Consider the following 16,662-nt stretch of genomic DNA (forward strand, 5'->3'; position numbering starts at 1 on the left):
AAAGGCCATGGGAGAGCAAGCGGTTCCTGAGTTATCCGCGCAGGTAACAACGAATGATCAGGACCATGCCCCCGAACAGGGCGCCAAGGATCAGGAGCAGCAGGAACAGGGTTCGGCGGCTGAGGGCAACCGGGCTCGGCTCCTTCAGGAAGATGCGCAGACGGGGCCAAAACCCTTTGCCGACGGTCACAACCAGCAGGAGTGCCACGACCAGGCTCAACTGGCCGCTGAGACGTTCAACCTGGCGCCAACTTGCCGCTCCCAAAAAACCGATGCCCGGATAGACCAGCCCCCAGAGCAGGCAGCTGAGCAGGGTGGTGACCAGAAAAGGTTTGGGCGCCAGGCGGGCGGTCCCGGTCAGAAACGGCATCATGCCGCGCAGGGGGCCGATGAAGCGGCCGAAAAAGAGGCTTTTGCGGCCGTGTTCGCGCAACAGCAACTGACCCTTCTGCAACAATTCCCGACGTCGTTGGAAGGGGCGGGAAAACAGCAGGCGCGGCCCGAGGCGGGCTCCGATGATGTAGCTGAGAGTATCGCCGAGCAGAGCACCGCCGGCGGCGCCGAACATGATCCCGGCGAGGCGGCCTTGGCCATGGGCGGCCATGAACCCCGCCAAGCCGACCAGCACGCTGCCCGGTACCAGCAGCCCGACCATGACCAGGGATTCCAGTCCGGCCACCAGGGCCACCAGCAGGTAGTAGGAGGCGCCGTCGGGCAGCAGGGTCCACCAATGGATAACCCATTCGAGCATCGGGGCAATGACCTTCCGAAAAAGCGCCGGATTGGGGTCAACGGCGGCTATAGACGATTTCTCTTGGCGGGTGCGGCTTGCCAGATGGATGCGAGTTGATAGTATCTAGATATTATTAGGTAATCGTTGGCGGCAGGCAACCGTTTTTGATGCAGGTTTCCCTTGGGCATGCAAAGTGCGGGGTTTCCGCGAGGCGTGCCGGGTATCAGACAGAGAGGGTTTGGCATGGAACAGTATCGATTGGCTACCCAGGAACTCACCTGGCGTTGTGACCCGGCCCAGTTCGAATTCTCATCAACGGAAGAATTGAAGTGTCCCGACGAAACCATCGGCCAGGATCGCGCTCTGACGGCTATCGAATTCGGACTTAGCATCGATTCGTCGGGATTCAATGTCTTCATCCTCGGCGATCCGGGTACCGGTCGTTCTTCGACCATCAAGCGGATTCTGGAGCGCCGGGCGCCGGACGAACCGGTGCCGGACGACTGGTGCTATGTCCATGATTTTCGGGATGGCGACCGGCCGAGCTGGATTCGCTTGCCGGCCGGCTTGGGCAAAGCGCTGCAGACGGACATGGCAGAATTGATCAGCCACTTCGGGGAAGCCATCCCGAAGGTTTTTGAGAGCAAGGAATACGAACAGGCGAAAAACGCCATTGCCAGCGAATCCCAGGAAAAAAACAAGAAATTGGTTCAGGCCCTGGAAGAGCGGGTCAATGCCGAAAGTTTCCTGCTGCAGCGCACCGTCGGCGGCCTGGTGCTGGTGCCGGTCCGCAACGGCGAGCCGCTGTCCCAGCAGGAGTTCGCCGACCTGTCCGAAGAGGAACGAAACACTTACGAAAACAAGGGCAGTGAACTGCAGGGCCTGCTTAACGACACCCTGCGGCAGATCGTCGAACTCGAAAAGGAAATGCGGGCCGCCACCTTGGAAATGGAGAAAAAATTGCTCGACAACGCCCTGGCCCACCTGTTCGAGGACCTTGAAAAAACCTATCAGGGCCATGAGCGGGTGCTGGCGCATTTCGAGAACACCCGGCAGGATCTCCTCGGCCGGGTGGAGGAATTTCGCCCCGGCGGAGGGCCGCAGATCGCCCTGCCCGGGGGTCGCATGGCCCGCCAGGAACCGTCTTTCGAGCGCTACCAGATCAACCTGCTGGTCGACAACAGCGAACTCAAGGGCGCGCCCATCATCTATGAGACGAACCCGACCTACTTCGATCTGTTCGGGCGCATCGAGCACATTATCCAGATGGGCAACGCCACCACCAACTTCACCATGATCAAGTCGGGTGCCCTGCACCGCGCCAACGGCGGCTACCTGATCCTCGATTGCCGAGAAGTGTTAATCAACTTGTTTTCCTACGAGGCCTTGAAGCGCTGCCTGCGCAACCAGGTCATCAAGATTGAGGATATGGCCGAGCAGTATCGACTCATTGCCACGGTGTCCCTCAAGCCGGAGCCGATTCCTCTGCAATGCAAGGTCATTCTCATCGGCATCCCCCTGTTTTATTACCTGCTGTATCAGCTGGACCCCGATTTTCGCAAGCTGTTCAAGGTCAAGGCCGATTTCAACGGCATGATGAAAAATACCTGGGAGAACGTCCATCAATACGCCCAGTTCGTCGCCACCCAGTGCCGCAAGGAAGAGTTGCTGCCCTTCGGTCCGGAGGGGGTGGCGCGGGTCGTGGAGCATGCCGCCCGCCTCATCGAGGACAAGAAACGCCTGTCCTGCCGCTTCATCGATCTCACCGATTTGATCCGGGAGGCGTCCTTCTATGCGCGGCAGCAGGATGCCGCCCTGGTCAACGCGGACCATGTGGCCCTGGCCGTAGAGGCGAAAGTCTATCGTTCCAACAAAATCGAGGACCTGATCCAGGAAAATATCGAAGAGGGCCGCATTCTGGTGGATACGGACGGCGCCGTGGTCGGTCAGGTCAACGGTCTGTCGGTGTACCTGATGGGAGATTATTCCTTTGGCAAACCGTCCCGCATCACCGCCCGGACCTTTCTCGGCAAGGGCGGTGTGATCAACATCGAACGGGAGGCCAAGCTGTCCGGCCCCATATACGACAAGGCAATGATGATTCTGGGCGGCCTGATGGGGGATCGCTTCGCCCAGGACAAGCCTTTGACTCTGGCGGCTTCCATCTGTTTCGAACAGTCCTATGGCGGGGTCGAGGGTGACAGCGCCTCCGCGGCGGAGTTTTTTGCCATCATGTCGTCCCTGGCGGATAAGCCTCTGCAGCAGGGCATTGCCGTCACCGGATCGATCAACCAGCGGGGGCAGTTGCAGCCCATCGGTGGAGTGAACGAAAAAATCGAAGGTTTTTTCGCCGTGTGCAAGGCGCAGGGACTGACGGGCCGCCAGGGGGTGATCATCCCGGTGCAAAATGTGCAGAACCTGATGCTGAAACAGGAGATCATCGATGCCGTCGAACAGGGCCGGTTCAGCATCTGGGCCGTCAGCCATGTCGATGAGGGTCTCGAAATTCTGACCGGCATGCCGACCGGGCAACGACTCGACGATGGTAGTTGGCCCGAAGGGTCGGTCAACGATCTGGTCAATCAGCGGTTGCTCAGGATGGCCGAAACCGTGCGTACTTTTGGCCGACCAGAGGAAAAGAACGAACGTCCCACTACCTGATAACATGCCGCCGGCGGCGTGGCTTTCTCCAAACCGTCGGCCCCTCCGCTCCATCCCGGGCGGTCGACGGTTTGGGCCGTCGGCCGCCCGTTTGAGGTCCCTTCCCGCCTGCATTTCTGCTTAGCTGCTGTCGAGGCTTTGAAACCTGCCGCATAAATGCTCAGCATTCCTGAAATCTTCCTTCCGATTTGCTTAATTATTCATCAATAAATTCCCTATAAAAACTTTAAGTGTACGAAATTATTATAGAAAATATTTTGGCACATGCTGTGCGATAGGAAAGACACGAGCTCAAAACGCGGAAATGTCTGGGAGCGCAAGTCCTGCGGACCTTTCCGAAAGCATTCGCCCATTACCGTTTTTGCCAAGGAGCCAGGCGTATCCGGAGCGCCTGGACCACCACCTCTCTCCCGGCACCACCGGGGTAATTGGAAGGAAGGATAGCAGCCCATGAAAAAAATCGAATGCATCATCAAGCCCTTCAAGCTCGAAGATGTCAAGGAAGCTCTGGCCGGCATGGGGATCAGCGGCATGACCGTGAGCGAGGTTCGCGGCTTCGGCCGGCAAAAGGGGCATACCGAACTCTATCGTGGCGCTGAATACCAGATCGACTTCATTCCCAAAATCAAAATCGAATTGGTGATTCGCGCCGATCAGGCCAAGGAAGTCGTGACGGTCGTGCAGAATGCGGCCAAAACCGGAACCATCGGCGACGGCAAGATTTTTGTCTACGACGTGGAACAGGTGGTTCGCATTCGTACCGGCGAAACCGGTCCGGAAGCCCTGTAAAGCCAGGCTTCACATAATCCGAGGAGGTAGCGACGTGAAACGATTCAGCAAATATCTGGCGGTTGCGCTGCTGCTGGCCCTTCCGGCCACCGGTCTGGCGGACGAAGTACCGGTTACGGCGGAAGATGTACAGAACAATTTGAATTTCGTCTGGACCCTGGTAGCGGCATTCATGGTGTTCATCATGCAGGCCGGGTTCGCCATGGTCGAGACGGGCTTCACCCGGGCCAAGAACGCCTGCAACATCATCATGAAAAATCTGATGGACTTTTCCGTCGGTTCCATCGCCTTCTGGGCCGTGGGGTTCGGCCTGATGTTCGGTACTTCCAACGGCTTTTTCGGCACTACCGACTTTTTTTTCAGTGGGGCCACGGGCGATGATGCACCCTGGAACTTTGCCTTCTGGATGTTCCAGGTGGTTTTTGCCGCGACGGCGGCCACCATCATCTCGGGGGCGGTAGCCGAGCGGACCAAGTTCAGCGCCTATCTGGTCTATTCCGCCCTGGTATCGGCCATCATCTACCCCATCTCCGGCTCCTGGGCCTGGGGCGGGCTGTTCCACGGCGGCGGCTGGCTGGAAAACCTGGGCTTCATCGATTTTGCCGGATCGACGGTCGTGCACTCCGTCGGCGGCTGGCTGGCCCTCGCCGGGGCCATCGTCGTCGGCCCCCGTCTCGGCAAATACGACAAGGCCGGCCGGGTCAAGCCGATTCCCGGTCATAACATCCCTCTGGCGGCTCTGGGCGTTTTCCTGCTCTGGTTCGGCTGGTACGGTTTCAACCCCGGTTCCACAACGGTCGGGGATACCTCCATCGCCATCATTGCGGTAACCACCACCCTGGCCGCCGCCGCCGGCGCCATCACCGCCATGTTTGCGACCTGGATCAAGTTCGGCAAGAGCGATATCGGTATGACCATGAACGGCGCCCTGGCCGGCCTGGTCGGCATCACCGCCGGTTGCGCCAATGTCAGCGCGGTATCCGCCATCATCATCGGCGCCATCGCCGGGGTGCTGGTGTTCGCTTCGGTCCTGTTCTTCGACCGCATCCGGGTGGACGACCCCGTCGGCGCCGTATCGGTGCATGGCGTCTGCGGCGCCTGGGGCACCCTGGCCGCGGGTCTGTTCGACAGCGCCGGTTTCTCTCTGAACCAGGTCGGCGTGCAGCTCCTGGGCATCGGTGCCATATTCGTCTGGGCCTTCGGCACCGGCTTGATTCTCTTCAAACTCATCGACCTGGTCATCGGCATGCGGGTGTCCAAGGAAGAGGAGATGGCCGGCCTCGACTTCACCGAGCACGGCGCCAATGCCTATGCGGACTTCCAGACCGTACGCCTCGGTACGGTGTTCTCTCCCGGTCAGGAGAATGTCAACGGCACCACCAAATGATCATCCGCTCCCGAGCGGTGCGCCGCTCGGGACATTTCCATCAAGGAGGCTTGAAAATGAAAAAATGGAGCGTTGTTCTGTTGTTCGCCGCCGTACTCGGTCTGGGATTGAGCCAGCCGGCCGCGGCCGCCATCGAAGTCGAGGGCGATGTCTATGTCGGAGTCTGGAGCAAATACCTGTGGCGCGGATTCAATCTCAGTGACAGCCGGCCAACCATTCAGGGCGGCATCGACCTCACCTCCGGCGGCTGGACCCTGAGCACCTGGCACAACTGGCAGCTGACCAGCGGCGACAACTACAAGTCCGGAGAAATGAACGAAACCGACGTCATTATCAGCTATGCCCACGATTTCGGTGACCTGGTTTCCGTGAACGTCGGCAATATCTGGTATGGCCTGGATGGCGCCGAGGACACCAATGAACTGTTCGCCGGGCTGACCGTCAATACTCTGCTGGCTCCGACCGTAAATCTCTACTGGGACTGGGACGCCGCAGACGAGGAAGGTCTTTATTTTACCTTTGATGTCAGTCACACCTTCGAGCTGATGGACAAGCTGGCCCTCAACCTGGGGGCCCTGGTCTCCTACAATCTGCATTCCGATTACAGTGTCGGAGATTATTCCGGATTCCACAACTACGAACTGAGCGCCAGCCTGGATTACGCCCTCACCGACCAACTGACCCTCAGCCCGACCTTCATCTTCTCCTCCGGCATCTGCAGCGCCGCCAAGGACGCCGGAGTGAATACGGAAACCATCGGTGCACTGAACCTCACCTTCAACTTCTGACCCTTCCTACCATGGATGCGGGGCCGTCTTTCCGAAACGGGAAGGCGGCCCCTTCTCATGTCGGGTTCACTCCGAAATCCAAGCTGCGGTGCGGGCTTTTCCATCCCCTTGCCCCTTGTTTCGCAACCCTGTGGTATACTCGTCGTACCAGGGTAAGCCTCGCGAACCGGAACTGTTGCATAACCCGGGCATGTTGCCCGGGACCGAACAACCAGCCGTCAGCAGGAGGAATTATGACCCAAGGGAAAAAATCGGACACGAACCGCCCAACACCTGAAGAAGCTTTAAAGAAGGATGTGGAACGTCTCGATGCCGACCTGGAAATCATGGAACGGCATGCCGAGGAATTGGCGGAAGTGGAGGACGAAATTCAATCCGCCATGAAAAAGCAGGACCGTGAAATCAAGGACAATCGACTTCACAGCATACCGAGACCTCTGAAACACACCCGCTGATAAAAAAAGACCGGCGACCCCTGAGTGGAGGTCGCCGGTCTTTTTCATCTATTTTTCTGCCCGGTCATTGCTCACCCGGTTCCGGTGGGCGTTCCTCCGTCTCTTCCTTGATGTCCTCGATTTCCGCTTCGATTTCCGCTGCGGCCTGTTTCAGCCCGTCCAGGCGGAAGAACAGGGCCTGTACCTCTTCCGCTGCAAGCAGGTCGGCGATTTGCTGCTCGCGCAACTCGTCGATCAAGCGACCCAAATCGTTGTGGGACGCATCGATTTTGCGATGCAGGGCGGCCAGATCGATCTTTTTCTGGACGATGCGCTTGTACTTGCCGGCTTGAAAAGTCGCCATGTGCAAGGTTTTGCGGGTGGAATCCCAGATTTTCTCGGAAGTGGTTTTTTTTCTGCCGTTGTTATCGAAGGGTTCGTCCATGCTGCCTCCCGGTTTTTGGCAAATGGGGAAAATATGATAAAAATATTAGCATCCGCAATGGAGCCGTCAAGCCGGGCCGGCCCCTGCGGTGCAGGCCCGGCAGGAAAGGGAGGCGTTTATGCTGGAGGCCGGCAAGACCAAGTTCCATATCGATCTGCGTCGTTACCTGCGTGAGGAGGGCGAAGAGGAGGCCCTGATTCATCTCATCTGCGAAATCGCCGAGGCATCCAAGTACATCATCAACTCCATCCGTACCGGCGATCTGGGCGTGGCCGGTACCTCCAACCTGTATGGCGAACAGCAACTGACCCTCGATGTGCTGTCCGATCGCATCATGCGCAAGCGCCTCGCCCAGTCCGGGGTGGTGACCAATGTCGCTTCCGAAGAAGGCCGGGAAATCGTGGCCGTCGCCCCTCATCGCTCCGGCAATTATTCCGTCGCCTACGATCCCCTGGACGGCTCTTCTCTGGTGGATGTGAACCTGGCGGTGGGTACCATCGCTTCCATTTACCTGGGTGCCGATGTGCTGCAGCCCGGCATCCGCCAGGCGGCGGCCTTGTATATCCTTTATGGTCCGCGCACCACCCTGGTATATACCACAGGCAAAGGGGTGCATGAGTTCGGCATGAACCAGCTGATGGAATATACCCTGCTACGGCGCAATGTCCGTATGGCGCCGAAGGCCACCATCTACGCGCCGGGCGGCCTGCGCAGCCGGTATACGGCGGGAACCACGCGTCTGGTCAATGAACTGGAGGCGAACGGGGTGAAACTGCGCTACAGCGGCGGCCTGGTGCCGGATATCAACCAACTGCTGATGAAGGGCTCCGGGATCTTTTTTTATCCCCATCTGCAGGGTGCGGCTCAGGGCAAATTGCGCCTGCTGTTCGAACTCAACCCCATGGCCTTGCTGGTGGAACAGGCCGGCGGCGCGGCGTCCACCGGTCGCGGGCGGGTGCTGGAAGTGGTGCCGGAGAAACTGGATGAGGTGCGGCCCTTCTTCTGCGGCTGCCGGGAGGATGTGACCCTGGCCGAGACTTTCATCGCCCAGGAAGGCCGCGGCGAATTGTAGGGGCGGGTCCCGGACCCGCCCCCGCCATGCCCTCAGCCCAGCAGGGCCTTGACCCGGTCGTAGCCGGCATTGTAGGCCTTCTTGTTGAGTTCCGCGAAAGCCGCCGGCACCTTGCGCAGCACCGCCTCTTCGCCTGACTCGCGCCGCACCACGCCGGTCAGAGCGACCATCGCTCCCAGCGCAACGACGTTGGCGACGATGGCCCGGCCCAAATCGTTCTTGGCGGTGTTGATGATGGGCAGGCGCACTACCTTGAAATCTCCTTGGGGTGGAGCCTTGACGAAATCCTCATCCACCAGCAGCAGGCCACCGCTTTTGATGGTGTCGGAATACTTGTCCGCCGCTTCCTGGGTCAGGGCCAGGCAGGCATCGACCAGGGTGGCCTTGGGATAGTCGATGGGGCCGTCGGAAACGATGACCTCCGATTTGGAAGCTCCGCCGCGCGCTTCGGGACCATAGCTCTGGGACTGCACGGCATACTGATTTTCGATGATGGCGGCGGCTTCGGCCAGAATGATGCCGGCGGTGATCAGGCCCTGGCCGCCGGCTCCGGAAAAACGCAATTCATAGCGTCTGGACACGACTTGCTCCTTGCTCTGTGGAACTGTTCACGAAAAGGTCTCGGTCTGGGGGACGGGAGACCCTTCTCCATGACTGCTGAATGAGGCACCTGCTGCTTTGGAATATTTCATGCGCCCCGGGCGCGATCGATGACCTGCTGGTATTGCTCACAGTATTCGGGACGCTCTTCGCGGTGCAGGATGCCGGTGACGATTTTGCCCTGCAATTCCTCGGCACTCATCTTGGCGGCCGTGGCCGCCGGCACGGCGGTCTCCTTGAAGCGCTTCATCATTTCCACCACGGAACGGAATTTGTTGCGCCGACCGAATGCGGTGGGACAGTCGTCCAGCACCTCGATGACCGACATGCCCTTGTGACGGATGCCCTCGGCGATCAGTTTGTCGATCTGGGTGGCATGGAAGGCGGTGGTGCGGGCCACGAAGGTGGCGCCGGCGCCAATGGCCAGCTTGGCGATGTCGAAGGTCGGGTCGGGATTGCCGTAAGGGGTGGTGGAGGCCTTGTCGCCCATGGGGGTGCAGGGCGAAAACTGGCCGCCGGTCATGCCGTAGATATAGTTGTTGCACAGCACGTAGGTCATGTCGATGTTGCGGCGGCAGGCATGGATGAAATGGTTGCCGCCGATGGCCACGCCGTCGCCGTCGCCACCGACCACCAAAACCGTCATTTCCGGCCGCGCCAGCTTGATGCCGGTGGCAAACGCCGCCGCTCGGCCATGGGCGGTGTGCAGGGTATTGAAATCGACATAGCCGGGCAGACGGCTGGCGCAGCCGATGCCGGATACCACGGCGGTGCGATCCTTGTCGAGATGGCAGGCGTCCATGGCCCGCAGCAGTCCCTTGAGGACGATGCCGTGGCCGCATCCGGGACACCAGATGTGGGGCAATTTGCCCGGTCGCAGATATTGTTCGTAATTGAAGGCCATGGCTAGCACACCTCCCTGATTTGTTCCATGATCTGGTCCGGCGTGATGGGCTCGCCGTCGACCCGGGTGAGGCTGGACACGGAGCAGGCTCCCTTGACCACCCGTTCCACCTCCAACACCAGTTGGCCGAGGTTCATTTCCGGAACCAGCATGCCTTTGACCTGTTTGGCCAATTCCGCTACGCGTCGCTCCGGGAAGGGCCACAGGGTGATGGGACGGAACAGGCCGGCCTTGATGCCCTGCTCACGCAAAGCGTTGACCGCGTGCCGGGCCGAGCGACTGATGGTGCCGAAGGCGATGACCGCCACTTCGGCGTCGTCCAGAAGATATTCCTCGTTCTTTTCGATGAGATCGCGGGCCGCCTCGATCTTGCGCAGCTGGCGGCGTTCTTCGGCATCCACCAGTTCCGCCCGGGTGGTCGGGAATCCATCGGGGGCCTTGTTCAGGCCGGTGACGTGAAACCGGTAGCCGGAACCGAAGGCAGCCAGGGGCGGGACATCCCCAACGCTGGGATCAAAGGGCAGATATTGCTCGGGGGGCACCGACGGCGCCGCCCGGTCGAGGACTTCCAATTCGCCGGGTTCCGGCAGCTCGATGCGTTCGCGCATGTGGCCGTTGATTTCGTCCAGCAGCACCTGTACCGGCATGCGGTAGATTTCGGCCAGGTTGAAGGCACGGACCGTCTCGGTGAAGATTTCCTGGCAGGATGCCGGCACCAGGGCGATGGTCGGATGATCCCCATGGGTGCCCCAGCGGGCCTGCATGATATCCGATTGGCTGGGCCCGGTGGGCATGCCCGTCGAGGGTCCGCCGCGCATGACATTGACGATGACACACGGAATTTCGGCGATGCAGGCATAGCCGATGAGTTCCTGCTTGAGGGACATGCCGGGGCCGGAGCTGGCCGTCAGGACCTTGGCGCCGGTCAGGGACGCGCCCAGAATCGAGGCCATGGCACCGATCTCATCCTCCATCTGGATGAATTTGCCACCGACCTTGGGCAGTTCGACGGCCATGACTTCGGCCACTTCAGTGGATGGCGTGATGGGGTAACCACCGAAAAACCGGCATCCGGCGTACAAGGCTCCGTATGCGCTGGCCTCATTTCCCTGGAGCAGAGCAACCTTTTTTGCCACCTGTGAAACCTCCTGTCGGAAAAGCTGTCAATCCTTTTAGCAACTGTTCAGCAAGGGGCTCGGGGCGCCCATGCCGAAGGTGTCCGGCGCCCGGATGGCGCCGGCCAAACTCCAGGCATGGCGGCATGCGGCCCTCGCGTGGGGGCGCGAGCCCCTTCTCCGCGGCGGGTGAACGGTTACTCCTTATATACCTTGATGGCGAAGTCGGGGCAGCGCAGTTCACACTGCATGCAGCCGATGCAAGCCTCGGGGCGCACCACCGTGGCCAGAAAGCCATCCATTTCCAGAACATGGGTGGGACAAAACTCCACGCAGATACTGCATCCCTTGCAGTAGCGTTCGATAATTTCCAGTCTCGGGCTGCTCATGGCCCATATCTCCTTCCAACCCGTTTGCCATCCGGGCCTTCCGGATGGGGTGAACATGGTAATCCGGGTACCGCCGACCTGCCGATTCGAGGCAGCGGCCATCCCAGGCCCATCGCGCATGCTAGCACGCTGCCGGGCAAAGTGCCAATTTTTTTTGCCGCGGTTCCGTTGCCACTAATCAGCCGCAGTGGCACAGGGTCTTGCAACCCCCTGTTCCGAACCGCTCTGTTAAGCTAAAGCCACGGCTAAATGCCGTGGCTTTATTGAGCTGGTGAGCACATTCCCGGTGACGAAGGAACTTCACCGGGACTGCTGAAGTTGCTGGTCTTTTTCTTCCACTTCCAGGGCCATTTGCCGACGATGGGCGAGCAGTTTTTCGGTCAGGGCGGGATCGGCCAGGGCCAGCATTTGAGCCGCCAACAGGGCCGCGTTGCGGGCTCCGCTCTTGCCGATGGCCATGGTGGCGACGGGGATGCCGGCCGGCATCTGCACGATGGAGTAGAGGGCGTCCACACCATTCAGAGGGCCGCCGCCCATGGGCACGCCGATGACCGGCAGGACCGTGCCGGCCGCCACCACGCCGGGCAGGTGGGCAGCCAGGCCGGCGGCGGCGATGATCACCCGAATGCCGCGTGCCGCTGCCTGTTCGGACAGGGCCGCAACCTTGTGCGGTGCACGATGGGCCGAGGCGACATGGGTCTCAAAGGGAATGTCGAACTTTTTGAGCAATTGCTCGGTTTCCTGCAGGACCGGGTAGTCCGAGTCGCTGCCCATGACAATCATGACTTGGGGATTCATCTATTGATCTCCTTGAACCTGCGGGCGAGGCGCGCCTCACCCGCAGGTGGTTGATAATTCGGTTCCGTCGTTATTCAGCCAGTTTGCGATACAGCGCCTGCCGGCGCTTGGTCCAGGCGTTGGCCCGGGCGATAAGCTCCGCAGCGGCTTCGGGATTGCTGCGCCGCAAGACCCGGAAACGATTCTGGGTGTTGGCGAAATCCTCGAAGGAAAGGGTGGGTTCCTTGCTGTCCAACTGCAGGGGGTTCAGACCCTCGTCGGCACGGGCCGGATTGTAGCGGAACAGGGGCCAGTGACCGCAGGCGACGGCCTTTTTCTGGGTGTCGATACCGGTGGTCATATTGATGCCGTGGGCAATGCAGTGGGCATAGGCGATGATCAGCGACGGTCCGTCAAATGCCTCCGCCTCGAGGAAGGCCTTGATGGCCTGGGCCGGGTTGGCCAGAGAGACGCCGGCCACGTAGGCGGTGCCGTAGGCCATGGCCATCAGGCCGAGGTCCTTTTTCGGGGTATTCTTGCCGCCGGCGGCAAACTGGGCCACGGCCCCGAGGGGCGTGGATTTGGAGGCCTGGCCGCCGGTGTTGGAATAGACCTCGGTATCGAGGACCAGCAGGTTGATGTTCTTGTCCGAAGCGATGACGTGGTCCAGACCGCCGTAGCCGATGTCGTAGGCCCAGCCATCGCCGCCCACGCACCAGACCGATTTTTGAACCAGGTAGTCGGCTACCGTCAGGAGTTTTTTCGCCGCCGGTTCGGTGCAGTCCTTCAGTTTCTCCTTGAGGTTGGCGACCCGTTCCCGCTGGGCTTCGATGGCGCTCTGGCTGTCCTGTACGGCCGCCAGGATCTCGGCCATCAGCGGCCGCATGGCTCCGCAGACGCGGCATCCGCAGTTCTGCAGCTGGGCCAGCAGTTCGCGGGCCGACACGGTCAGCTTGTCCACGGCCAGGCGCATGCCGAAACCGAATTCCGCCGTGTCCTCGAACAGGGAGTTGGACCAGGCCGGGCCCCGACCGTCCTGACGCGTCGCCCAGGGGGTGGTGGGCAGATTGCCGCCGACGATGGAGGTGCAGCCGGTGGAGTTGGCCACCAGGGCCCGATCGCCGAACAGCTGCGACATGAGCTTGAGATAGGGCGTTTCACCGCAACCGGAGCAGGCTCCGGAGAACTCGAACAGCGGGGTAATCAGCTGGCTGCCCTTGAGGGTGTCCCGTTTGATCCGAGCGGCATCCAGGGCCGGCAGGCCGAGGTAGAAATCCCAGTTGTGGGCTTCCTGCTCCCTGAGGGGCACCTTGAAGGCCATGGTCAGGGCTTTATGCTCCGGATTTTCCTTGCTCTTGGCCGGGCAGACCTCGGCGCAGATGCCGCAGCCGACGCAGTCCTCCGGCGCCACCTGCACCGAGCAGCGCATGCCGGCGTACTCCTGGCCCCGGGCTTCGGCGGATTTGAAGGTGGCCGGCGCCCCCTGCAGGCATTCCGGAGCGTAGATGTTCATGCGGATGGTGGCATGGGGGCAGACGAAGGAGCAGAGTCCGCACTGCACGCACAGTTCTTCGTCCCAGACCGGAATTTCCAGGGCGATGTTGCGTTTTTCATACCGGGAGGTGGCAGTCGGGAAGGTTCCGTCCGAAGGCATGCGGGAGACGGGCAGGCTGTCCCCTTTGCCGGCGATGATGGTGGCCAGCACCTCCTGCACGAAGGGCGGCGCATTGGCCGCCACCATGGGCGGACGCTGCAGGGCGCTGTCGGCGGCGGCCGGAATCGGCACCTCGAAAAGGTTCTCCAGGGCGGCATCCACCGCCTGGCAGTTCATGGCGACGACCTTGTCCCCGGCTTTGCTGTAGCTTTTATGGATGGCGTCCTTGATGGCCGGCAGCACGTTTTCCAAGGGGATGATGTTGGAAATCTTGAAGAAGGCGGTCTGCATGATGACGTTGATGCGGCCGCCCAGGCCGATGTCATCGGCGATCTTGCCGGCATTGATGACGAACAACCGCAGCTTTTTGGTGATGATCTGCTCCTGGACCTCGCGCGGCAGCTGATTCCACACCTGATCCTGATCATACAGGGAGTTGAGCAGGAAGGTCGCTCCCTCCCGCGCCTTGGACAGCATGTCGCACTTCTCCAGGAAGGTGAAGTTGTGACAGGCGACGAAATCGGCCCGGTCCACGAGGTAGGGCGAGCGGATGGCCGCCTTGCCGAAGCGCAGATGGGAGGTGGTGATGGTGCCGGCCTTCTTGGAGTCGTAGACGAAATAGGCCTGTACCTGGTAGTCGGTCTTTTCGCCGATGATCATGGTGGAGTTCTTGTTGGCGCCGACGGTGCCGTCTGAGGCCAGGCCGTAGAACAGGGCCGAGTAGAGATCGCTCTTGGCGTTGGAGTAGGCCGGATCGTAACTCAGGCTGGTACCGCAGACGTCGTCCTCGATACCGATGACGAAATGGTTTTTCGGCACATCGTCCTTGAGGTTGTCGAATACCGCCTTGACCATGGCCGGGGTGAATTCCTTGGAGCCGAGGCCGTAGCGGCCGCCGACCACCCGGGGCATGGCGGACAGGGCGCTGTGGCCGGCGGCGAAGGCCTCGCCGAGGGCGCCGCAGACATCCAGATAGAGCGGCTCGCCCAGGGAACCCGGTTCCTTGGTCCGATCCAACACGGCAATCTTGCGCACCGTCGCCGGCAGGGTGGCCAGCAGCGCCTCGGCCGGGAACGGCCGGTACAAACGGATCTTGAGGAGACCGACCTTCTCGCCCCGGGCGGCCAGGGCTTCGACGGTTTCATGGACCGTGTCCGCTCCGGAGCCCATGAGAATGATGACCCGTTCGGCATCCGCCGCGCCGACGTAATCGACCAGGCGATACTGGCGGCCGGTCAGGCGGGCGAAGCGCTCCATCTCCTCGGCGACGATGGCCGGCGTCGCCTGATAGTAGCGGTTGACGGATTCACGGCCCTGGAAATAGACGTCCGGATTCTGGGAGGTGCCCCGAATGACGGGATGGTCCGGCGACAGGGCGCGCTGCCGATGGTCGGCGATGAGGTCGTCGTCGAGCATGACGCGCATGTCGTCGTGGCTCAGTTCTTCGACCTTCTGCACTTCATGGGAGGTACGGAAACCGTCGAAGAAGTGAATGAAGGGCACCCGGCTGCGCAGGGTCGAGGCCTGGGCGATGAGGGCCAGGTCCATGACCTCCTGGACATTGTTGGAGCACAGCATGGCCCAGCCGGTGGAGCGGCAGGCCATGACGTCGGAATGGTCGCCGAAGATGGAGAGGGCCTGCGCGGCGAGGGCCCGCGCCGAAACATGAAACACCGTCGGCGTCAGTTCGCCGGCGATCTTGAACATGTTGGGAATCATCAGCAACAGGCCCTGGCTGGCGGTAAAGGTCGTGGTCAGGGCGCCGGCCTGCAGGGCGCCATGCACCGCACCGGCGGCACCCGCTTCGGACTGCATCTCGGTGACGATGGGCACGGTGCCCCAGATGTTCTTTTCACCCTTGGCGCTTTTCAGATCGGAAATTTCGCCCATGTTGGACGACGGGGTGATGGGGTAGATGGCAATCACCTCGTTGGTCGCATAGGCAACGTGCGCGGCGGCGGTGTTGCCGTCAATGGTGTTCAGTCTGCGCGTCATGAAGTCTCCTCCTGCTGGTCGGATTTTGGTATGGCGGCTCTATGAGAGCGTGGTTTCGTTCTGTCCCGAAATCGGAAAAACTTGTCCTGTGTTGCCGCTTCAGCGAAAGACTTGACAATTCCCTCGAGAAGTAGTACTTCTTCTTTCGCGTAAAAAACTTCGTATATTTTGATTCGTAAGTTAACGGAAACCATCGGCGCCCGTCAAGAGATTTTTGCCGATGGCCAAAAATGACCGCAACCTTTCTGAAGGACAGGTTTTGAAAGGGCGGAAACTCCTTGTCGGGCGGACCGAATCCTGGTCGGCGCCCGGCCCAACCACGGGGTCTTGGCGTCATGTCCTGCAGACCGGGCGCTTTGCATCCCTTGCCTGCGGAGGAATGTGGTGACGGTGGATGTTGCTGTACACAATGATACCAATTCCGAGTCGGTCCCCAAGCAGTGGACCTTTCTGAACAACCATGCCCATGTGCTGATCTGTCTCGGTCGTTATCCGGATGCGGTGCTGCGGGAAGTGGCGCAACGGGTCGGAATTACGGAACGGGCAACCCAGAAAATCATCAAGGATCTGGTGGATTGTGAGGTGCTGCAGCGCCATCGCCAAGGCCGCTGCAACCGCTACCGGATCAATTTCGCACATCCTCTGCGGCATCCGCTGGAAAAACAGCATACCGTGGGCGAGTTGCTGGCCATGTTTCTGACTTCGGAAGAAATGGAGCGGGGACGCTAGTGTCCCGTGCGGTTAGTCCTGTCTTCAAATTCCGGCCCTTTTGGTCGCCGGCTGCGTTCCGCCTTCTCGGCTTAACTCTGGCTAGGCCTGCGTCGGCGCGCCTTGCCGACAACCAAAATCTCTCAGAATTTCTTGACACGACTAACCGTACGAGACACTAGCCGGGGTCAGGGGGGAATGGGGCATCCGG

General features: G+C 60.6%; 15 protein-coding genes. 7 read left to right on the forward strand and 8 right to left on the reverse strand.

Annotation, left to right across the window (positions count from 1 at the left end; genetic code table 11):
* Positions 1 to 31: 31 nt before the first annotated feature.
* A complete protein-coding gene (locus JQN68_RS06890; protein ID WP_225072879.1) occupies positions 32 to 751 on the reverse strand; it encodes a DedA family protein in 720 nt (239 codons plus the stop codon).
* 225 nt (positions 752 to 976) lie between these two features.
* On the opposite strand from JQN68_RS06890, the gene JQN68_RS06895 reads away from it, so the two are divergent.
* The 5 genes from JQN68_RS06895 (at position 977) to JQN68_RS06915 (ending at position 6,813) form a co-directional block, all read left to right on the forward strand.
* Positions 977 to 3,394: a Lon protease family protein gene (locus JQN68_RS06895; protein ID WP_225072880.1), complete on the forward strand. Its 2,418-nt coding sequence runs from the start codon at positions 977 to 979 to the stop codon at positions 3,392 to 3,394.
* 450 nt (positions 3,395 to 3,844) lie between these two features.
* The gene (locus JQN68_RS06900) at positions 3,845 to 4,183 is read left to right on the forward strand and encodes a P-II family nitrogen regulator (RefSeq protein ID WP_225072881.1); all 339 of its coding nucleotides are present in this window, start codon (positions 3,845 to 3,847) and stop codon (positions 4,181 to 4,183) included.
* A gap of 34 nt (positions 4,184 to 4,217) precedes the next feature.
* Positions 4,218 to 5,570: an ammonium transporter gene (locus JQN68_RS06905; RefSeq protein WP_225072882.1), complete on the forward strand. Its 1,353-nt coding sequence runs from the start codon at positions 4,218 to 4,220 to the stop codon at positions 5,568 to 5,570.
* A gap of 56 nt (positions 5,571 to 5,626) precedes the next feature.
* Positions 5,627 to 6,358, forward strand: a complete 732-nt coding sequence (locus JQN68_RS06910; RefSeq protein ID WP_225072883.1) for a TorF family putative porin — start codon at positions 5,627 to 5,629, stop codon at positions 6,356 to 6,358.
* 233 nt (positions 6,359 to 6,591) lie between these two features.
* On the forward strand, positions 6,592 to 6,813 hold the full coding sequence (locus JQN68_RS06915; RefSeq protein WP_225072884.1) for a hypothetical protein: 222 nt from the start codon (positions 6,592 to 6,594) through the stop codon (positions 6,811 to 6,813).
* 64 nt (positions 6,814 to 6,877) lie between these two features.
* Here JQN68_RS06915 and JQN68_RS06920 read toward each other — a convergent pair whose 3' ends face one another.
* On the reverse strand, positions 6,878 to 7,237 hold the full coding sequence (locus tag JQN68_RS06920) for a hypothetical protein (RefSeq protein ID WP_225072885.1): 360 nt from the start codon (positions 7,235 to 7,237) through the stop codon (positions 6,878 to 6,880).
* A 118-nt stretch (positions 7,238 to 7,355) separates the two neighbouring features.
* Here JQN68_RS06920 and JQN68_RS06925 point away from each other — a divergent pair, with 118 nt between their 5' ends.
* Positions 7,356 to 8,309, forward strand: coding sequence for a class 1 fructose-bisphosphatase (locus tag JQN68_RS06925; RefSeq protein WP_225072886.1), 954 nt, complete (start codon positions 7,356 to 7,358; stop codon positions 8,307 to 8,309).
* A 32-nt stretch (positions 8,310 to 8,341) separates the two neighbouring features.
* Here JQN68_RS06925 and JQN68_RS06930 read toward each other — a convergent pair whose 3' ends face one another.
* From JQN68_RS06930 to nifJ, 6 genes are all read right to left on the reverse strand, one after another.
* On the reverse strand, positions 8,342 to 8,890 hold the full coding sequence (locus tag JQN68_RS06930) for a 2-oxoacid:acceptor oxidoreductase family protein (protein ID WP_225072887.1): 549 nt from the start codon (positions 8,888 to 8,890) through the stop codon (positions 8,342 to 8,344).
* A 107-nt stretch (positions 8,891 to 8,997) separates the two neighbouring features.
* The gene (locus JQN68_RS06935) at positions 8,998 to 9,813 is read right to left on the reverse strand and encodes a 2-oxoacid:ferredoxin oxidoreductase subunit beta (protein WP_225072888.1); all 816 of its coding nucleotides are present in this window, start codon (positions 9,811 to 9,813) and stop codon (positions 8,998 to 9,000) included.
* A 2-nt stretch (positions 9,814 to 9,815) separates the two neighbouring features.
* The gene (locus tag JQN68_RS06940) at positions 9,816 to 10,949 is read right to left on the reverse strand and encodes a 2-oxoacid:acceptor oxidoreductase subunit alpha (protein WP_225072889.1); all 1,134 of its coding nucleotides are present in this window, start codon (positions 10,947 to 10,949) and stop codon (positions 9,816 to 9,818) included.
* Between the two features lie 176 nt (positions 10,950 to 11,125).
* Positions 11,126 to 11,317 (reverse strand): 4Fe-4S binding protein, encoded by a 192-nt coding sequence (locus tag JQN68_RS06945; RefSeq protein WP_225072890.1) that lies wholly within the window; start codon positions 11,315 to 11,317, stop codon positions 11,126 to 11,128.
* 300 nt (positions 11,318 to 11,617) lie between these two features.
* Positions 11,618 to 12,115, reverse strand: a complete 498-nt coding sequence (gene purE / locus JQN68_RS06950; protein ID WP_225072891.1) for a 5-(carboxyamino)imidazole ribonucleotide mutase — start codon at positions 12,113 to 12,115, stop codon at positions 11,618 to 11,620.
* Between the two features lie 70 nt (positions 12,116 to 12,185).
* Positions 12,186 to 15,743, reverse strand: coding sequence for a pyruvate:ferredoxin (flavodoxin) oxidoreductase (gene nifJ, locus JQN68_RS06955; protein ID WP_225072892.1), 3,558 nt, complete (start codon positions 15,741 to 15,743; stop codon positions 12,186 to 12,188).
* 390 nt (positions 15,744 to 16,133) lie between these two features.
* Here nifJ and JQN68_RS06960 point away from each other — a divergent pair, with 390 nt between their 5' ends.
* Complete coding sequence (locus tag JQN68_RS06960; protein ID WP_225072893.1) at positions 16,134 to 16,472, forward strand: transcriptional regulator; 339 nt, start codon at positions 16,134 to 16,136, stop codon at positions 16,470 to 16,472.
* The last annotated feature ends 190 nt before the right edge of the window (positions 16,473 to 16,662 follow it).

The organism is Desulfuromonas sp. CSMB_57 (assembly GCF_020194955.2).
Lineage (GTDB): Bacteria > Desulfobacterota > Desulfuromonadia > Desulfuromonadales > Syntrophotaleaceae > JAFCIY02.

Excerpts from the sequence above, each read along its gene's own strand:
- nifJ (WP_225072892.1), bottom strand. The coding sequence starts at position 15,743 with ATGACGCGCAGACTGAACACCATTGACGGCAACACCGCCGCCGCGCAC.
- purE (WP_225072891.1), bottom strand. The coding sequence starts at position 12,115 with ATGAATCCCCAAGTCATGATTGTCATGGGCAGCGACTCGGACTACCCG.
- JQN68_RS06890 (WP_225072879.1), bottom strand. The coding sequence starts at position 751 with ATGCTCGAATGGGTTATCCATTGGTGGACCCTGCTGCCCGACGGCGCC.
- JQN68_RS06925 (WP_225072886.1), top strand. The coding sequence starts at position 7,356 with ATGCTGGAGGCCGGCAAGACCAAGTTCCATATCGATCTGCGTCGTTAC.
- JQN68_RS06910 (WP_225072883.1), top strand. The coding sequence starts at position 5,627 with ATGAAAAAATGGAGCGTTGTTCTGTTGTTCGCCGCCGTACTCGGTCTG.
- JQN68_RS06920 (WP_225072885.1), bottom strand. The coding sequence starts at position 7,237 with ATGGACGAACCCTTCGATAACAACGGCAGAAAAAAAACCACTTCCGAG.
- JQN68_RS06915 (WP_225072884.1), top strand. The coding sequence starts at position 6,592 with ATGACCCAAGGGAAAAAATCGGACACGAACCGCCCAACACCTGAAGAA.
- JQN68_RS06945 (WP_225072890.1), bottom strand. The coding sequence starts at position 11,317 with ATGAGCAGCCCGAGACTGGAAATTATCGAACGCTACTGCAAGGGATGC.
- JQN68_RS06935 (WP_225072888.1), bottom strand. The coding sequence starts at position 9,813 with ATGGCCTTCAATTACGAACAATATCTGCGACCGGGCAAATTGCCCCAC.
- JQN68_RS06895 (WP_225072880.1), top strand. The coding sequence starts at position 977 with ATGGAACAGTATCGATTGGCTACCCAGGAACTCACCTGGCGTTGTGAC.
- JQN68_RS06900 (WP_225072881.1), top strand. The coding sequence starts at position 3,845 with ATGAAAAAAATCGAATGCATCATCAAGCCCTTCAAGCTCGAAGATGTC.